Annotated in this window: 4 protein-coding genes; all 4 read right to left on the reverse strand. The window is 74.0% G+C overall.

From position 1 onward, the window contains the following. Positions 1–172 precede the first annotated feature (172 nt). Positions 173–1,375 carry a TadA family conjugal transfer-associated ATPase gene (locus tag MXD58_RS19835; protein WP_248838198.1) on the reverse strand — a complete coding sequence of 401 codons (1,203 nt, stop codon included), beginning with the start codon at positions 1,373–1,375 and terminating at the stop codon, positions 173–175. Continuing rightward, positions 1,366–2,499, reverse strand: a complete 1,134-nt coding sequence (ssd, locus tag MXD58_RS19840; protein ID WP_248838197.1) for a septum site-determining protein Ssd — start codon at positions 2,497–2,499, stop codon at positions 1,366–1,368. Before ssd ends, MXD58_RS19835 begins: the two co-directional genes overlap by 10 nt. Before the next feature lie 285 nt (positions 2,500–2,784). After that, the gene (gene dapE / locus MXD58_RS19845; RefSeq protein WP_250609709.1) at positions 2,785–3,777 is read right to left on the reverse strand and encodes a succinyl-diaminopimelate desuccinylase; all 993 of its coding nucleotides are present in this window, start codon (positions 3,775–3,777) and stop codon (positions 2,785–2,787) included. 151 nt (positions 3,778–3,928) lie between these two features. Continuing rightward, complete coding sequence (locus MXD58_RS19850; protein WP_248836611.1) at positions 3,929–4,771, reverse strand: 2,3,4,5-tetrahydropyridine-2,6-dicarboxylate N-succinyltransferase; 843 nt, start codon at positions 4,769–4,771, stop codon at positions 3,929–3,931. Between the last annotated feature and the right edge of the window lie 184 nt (positions 4,772–4,955).

A 4,955-nucleotide genomic window follows, 5' to 3' on the forward strand; every position in this document is an offset into this window, starting at 1 on the left:
GCCACGACTCCCGCCGCGACGGGACCGGCGAGCGCCGCCGCGGCGCCGATGACCAGGATGTGGCCGAGCGGCGCGACGACGGCCGTGCGGACCGTCGCGCCGCGGGGCCGGTGCGAGAAGGACGCGAAAGGAGGTGTGGCGGCGGCGCCGGCCGGCCCGACCACGCGGGCCTTCACGCCGATCTTCCCGTCAACGCGAATCCGTTCGCCCCCGGGGCGCCGATACCCTTCTCGCCATCCTCTGGAGCTGCCCCGCTGGCCGTCGGCGGCAGCGGCACACCGCGGGAGTGCAGCAGGCGGCGCAGCAGCGGCAGGCCCGGCGCGGCCACCGGATCGCACCGTCCCGGGCCGCGCCGTCCGCTCGCCGCGGTCGGTGTGACGAGCGCGGGCACGACCCGCACCAGTCCGTCCGGAGCCCGGTGAAAGACACCGATCGCGTGGACGCGACGGTGCCCGTCGGGGTCACGGCTCAGGTGAACGGCCGCGTGCAGGGCCGCCGCGACGTGACTGTGCACCGCCGCGCGGGACAGCCCGGCGAGGGCAGCGAGCGCTTCCAGCCGGGTCGGCACCGAACGGGTGTCATTGGCGTGCACGGTGCTCAGCCCGCCCTCGTGGCCGGTGTTGAGCGCGACGAGAAGATCGAGCACTTCGGGACCGCGCACCTCGCCGACCACCAGCCGGTCGGGACGCATCCGCAGCGCCTGGCGGACCAGATCGCGCTGGGTGACCTCGCCGGCGCCCTCGATGTTGGGCGGTCTGGCCTCGAGTCGGACCAGGCCGGGCCGGGTCACGACGAGTTCCGCTGTGTCCTCCACGAGGACGATGCGTTCACTCGGCCGCACCGCGCCGAGCAGTGCGGCGAGCAGAGTGCTTTTACCAGTTCCGGTTCCACCGGTCACGACCGCGGCGAGCCGCGCGGCGAGAACCGCGCGCAGCACCGCGGCGACCAGCGGGCTGATCGTTCCGGCCAGCACCAGCTCGTCGAAGGTGAACGGTCGCCTGCGGGGCCGGCGCAGTGACAGGCATGTTCCCCGCACCGCCGTGGGCGCGAGGACGGCGTGCATACGCGTTCCGTCCCGGAGCATGACGTCGGCGAACGGCATGGCCGCGTCCAGGCGTCGGCCGGCGGCGGCAGCCAGCCGAACGGCGAGCCGGCGGACCGATTCCTCGTCGGCGAAGACGACTGAGGTCCGCGTCAACCTGCCTCGCCGTTCCACCCACACCTCGTCGGGCCCGTTGACCAGCACGTCGGTGACGTGCGGATCCGCGAGGAACGGGTCAAGCGGACCGGCCGAGGTCGTCTCGGGGAGAACGACCTCCGTCGAGGTGGCCGGCTCGGCGGGCGGCGATCCGCCGCGTCGCCCGCTCACGACCATTCGCCGGGCTCGACGGGGCTGTCGAGGATTCCCAGCCCGGCCAGCAGCCGATCGCCGAGGGGCGGGCCGGGCGCCGGCGGCCGGGCCGCGCCCGGGGAGGGGTCGCTCTGTGACGGCACCGACCCGGCCGGGTCGGTGCCGTCGGTGATCACGCCGGCGAGGGGGGCGCCCAGCAGCGCGCTGACCTTCGCCGGCGTGAGTGCGGCGGAGGAGACTGTCCGCACGACGGTGCGGACGTCACGGCACCGGCGTTGGACGACGGAGCAGACCCGGCGGGCCGTCGGGATCGATGGGGGATCGGCGCGCAGCACGACCAGCGTGGTGCGGCAGGCCTCCAGGGCGAGAGCGGCAGCGGGATCCGGCTGCCAGGGGAGATCGATGATCACCAGGTCCGCCGTGGAACTCGCCGTGGTCAGCAGGGTCTCCATGGCCGCGGTGGGAAGCTCGGGACCGCACTCCTGATCCCAGTAGACCACCGATAGTTCGCCGTAGCCGGCGGGCGGGTTCCCGCTCGCGGCCGGGCGGCCGGTGGGCCGCGGGTGGTCGCGCGGGGTCCCCTCGACGGCCGGCATCAGGCGCGCGAACGCGGTCCCGAGACCGCTTCCACGCGGATCGGCGTCGACGAGCATGGTGTCCAGTCCGTGGCGCTGACCCGCGAGAGCGAGCGCCGCCGACAGGGTCGACGCGCCGCTGCCACGGCGGCCCGCGACCACACCGATCGTCGTCGAGGCGCGCCGGGTCGGGCCGCCGAACTCGGCCAGCGTCCGCACCAGCCAGGATTCGGCCGCGGGAAGAAAGACAACATGATCGGCGCCGAGCCGGGCGCCGGCCGACCAGACGCGACGGTCCTCGACCTGATCGCCGACGAGCACCACGTGCGGCCGGTAGGGAAGACCTGCGGCGACGCAGGCCTCCGCCCGATCCATGCACACGATGACCAGCGGTGCGCGTGCCCAGGCCCGGTGCACCGCGACTGGATCAGTGGCCACCGTGGCGTTCACCCCGGCCACCTCAGCGAGACGAAGCAGGTCGTCGAGGAGATCCGGGGCGCCGGTCACGAGGAGGGGCCGGTCTGCGGGGCCGCGAGCCTCCGCGGCGGTCAGCAGGGGCGGGGCGGGGGACATGGCGGCCTCGATTCCCGGTCGGTTGGGAGAGAACGAGGCCCACCATGCGTCAACGGAGGCCCTGTGGATGAGCGCCATCCACAGGCCCTGATCAGTGGTGCAATGGAGGATTCGAGGCCGATCACGGGGAGCCGTCTCGGCACGACGCCGGCAGGTCCGGGGGCGGTCGGCGAGGCGGTCTCGGAAGGGGGGTGAGGCCGCCCCGCGGACGCTGCCCGCCGCGGGAGCCGATCCCGCCACGGATCGGGGCGGCGATGCGGTCCGCTGGCCCCGACACCAGAAGAACTACCCCGCGCCGAACCGGCGAAAACGGGCAATTCTGCAAATAACCCCCACTACCTCGAGCTCACCCGCGATCATGGAGGTAGGCGGGCTCGTCCAGGTGGAGCCAAGCTGGGTGGGGCGAGGCGCGGGCGCGGCCAGGCCGGGGGGCGCGCCGCCGGCCAGATCGGCGACCGCCACGTCGTAGCCGGCCAGCACCTCGCGGACATGCGCGATCGCGTCGTCGCCGGTGCGGTCCGGGGCGAAACGGAAGTTCACCGTGACCCGGCACTCGTCGGGGATGACGTTGCCGGCGACGCCACCCTCCACCCGGACCGCGGACAGGCCCTCGCGGTAGGTGCAGCCATCCAGCGTCACACTGCGCGCCTCGTAGTCGGCGAGGCGGCGCAGGACCTCACCGGCCTTGTGGATGGCGTTGTCGCCGAGCCAGGAGCGGGCCGAGTGGGCGCGGGTGCCGGGCAGTGTCACAACGACGCGCAACGTGCCCTGGCAGCCGGCCTCGATCTCGCCGGACGTCGGCTCCATCAGGATCGCGAGGTCGCCGTCGAGCCAGTCGCGGTGGCGCTCGACGAGGCGCCGCAGGCCGTTGCGGGCCGCGGCGACCTCCTCATTGTCGTAGCAGATCCAGGTGATGTCGTGGCGCAGCGCGCCCGGGTCGGTCAACGGCAGCGTGGCGGCCAGGCGCAGCGCGATTGCCACCCCGGCCTTCATGTCGGAGGTGCCGCAGCCGTAGAGCCGGCCGCCGGCCAGGCGCGCCGGCAGGTTGTCGGCGAGCGGGACGGTGTCGAGATGGCCGGCGAGCACCACCCGGGACGGCAGGCCCAGCGAGGTCCGGGCGACGACCGCGTCGCCGTCCCGGTCGACCCGCAGGCCGGCGATTCTGGTGAGGGCGTGCTGCACCGCGTCCGCGAGCGCGGCCTCGTCACCACTGACGGACGGCACGTCCACCAGGGCCCGGGTGAGTTTCCCGACCGGGGCAGTGAGCTCCAGCTCCATGAGGTCAACCCTATGACCCCGCCCCGGCCGCGCCGCGCGGGCGCGGCCAGGACGGTGACGCTGAGCCGGCGGACGCTGAGCCGGCGGACGCTGAGCCGGCGGACGCTGAGCCGGCCGACACGAAGCCGGCCAACACTCAGCCGGCCAACACTCAGCCGGCGACGCCGTGCTCGCGCAGGACGTCGTTGAGGGCGAGTTTGTCGTGGATCTCCCCCTCGGCGAGGGTACGCAGCACGAGGATGCACGGCATCCCGAAATCGCCGGCGGGGAACGAGCGGACCCTGGTCGAGCCGACGGCGACGGCGCGCGCGGGGATCTCGCCGCGCGGGTACTCCTCGCCGGTGGTCGCGTCGAAGACGTGGGTGGAGGCGGTGAGGATCGCCCCGGCGCCCAGCTTCGCGCCACGGCGAACCCGGGCCCCGTCGACGACCATGCAGCGGCTGCCGACGAAGGCGTCGTCCTCGACGACGACGGGCACCGCGTTCGGCGGTTCGAGCACCCCACCGAGGCCGACTCCGCCGGACAGGTGCACGTTGCGCCCGACCTGGGCGCAGGAGCCGACCGTCGCCCAGGTGTCGACGAGGGTGCCGGTGCCGACATGGCCGCCGATGTTGGTGTAGCTCGGCATGAGGATCGCGCCGGGCTCGATGTGCGCGCCCCAGCGGACGATGGCTCCCGGCACCACCCGGACACCGTCGAAGCGGGTCTTCAACGGCACCCGGTCGTGGAAGTGGAAGTCTCCGGCGGACGACTCGACCATGGGCAGGACCTTGAACGACAGCAGGATGGCCCGCTTGGCCCGCTCGTCGACGGCGACGGAGCCGTCCGCGGTGACGGTCGCGACCCGGGCGTCGCCGGCGTCGATGGCGTCGACGGCCGCGACGATGGTCTTGCGGGCGTCGACGTCGGCGGGGCTCAGATCCCCCCGGCGTTCCCACAGCTCGTCGATGGTGGGGTCGATCGGGGAGTCGATGGCGGTGTTGGAGGCGCTCACAGGCCCGACCCTATGAGGTGGCGGGGCCGGCGGGCCACGGCTGGCCGGAGATCTGGCTGGCCGGAGATCTGGCTGGCCGGAGATCCGGCTGGCCGCCACGCGCGGGTGCGGATCGCGCCCGGCCCGCGGCGACGGCTCAGCGGATGTCGGGCTCGCCGCCCCAGCCGCCGGCGGAGTCCTCGTC

Origin of the sequence: Frankia sp. AgKG'84/4, assembly GCF_023242965.2 — a bacterium.
GTDB lineage: Bacteria > Actinomycetota > Actinomycetes > Frankiales > Frankiaceae > Frankia.

Excerpts from the sequence above, each read along its gene's own strand:
- dapE (WP_250609709.1), bottom strand. The coding sequence starts at position 3,777 with ATGGAGCTGGAGCTCACTGCCCCGGTCGGGAAACTCACCCGGGCCCTG.
- ssd (WP_248838197.1), bottom strand. The coding sequence starts at position 2,499 with ATGTCCCCCGCCCCGCCCCTGCTGACCGCCGCGGAGGCTCGCGGCCCC.
- MXD58_RS19835 (WP_248838198.1), bottom strand. The coding sequence starts at position 1,375 with ATGGTCGTGAGCGGGCGACGCGGCGGATCGCCGCCCGCCGAGCCGGCC.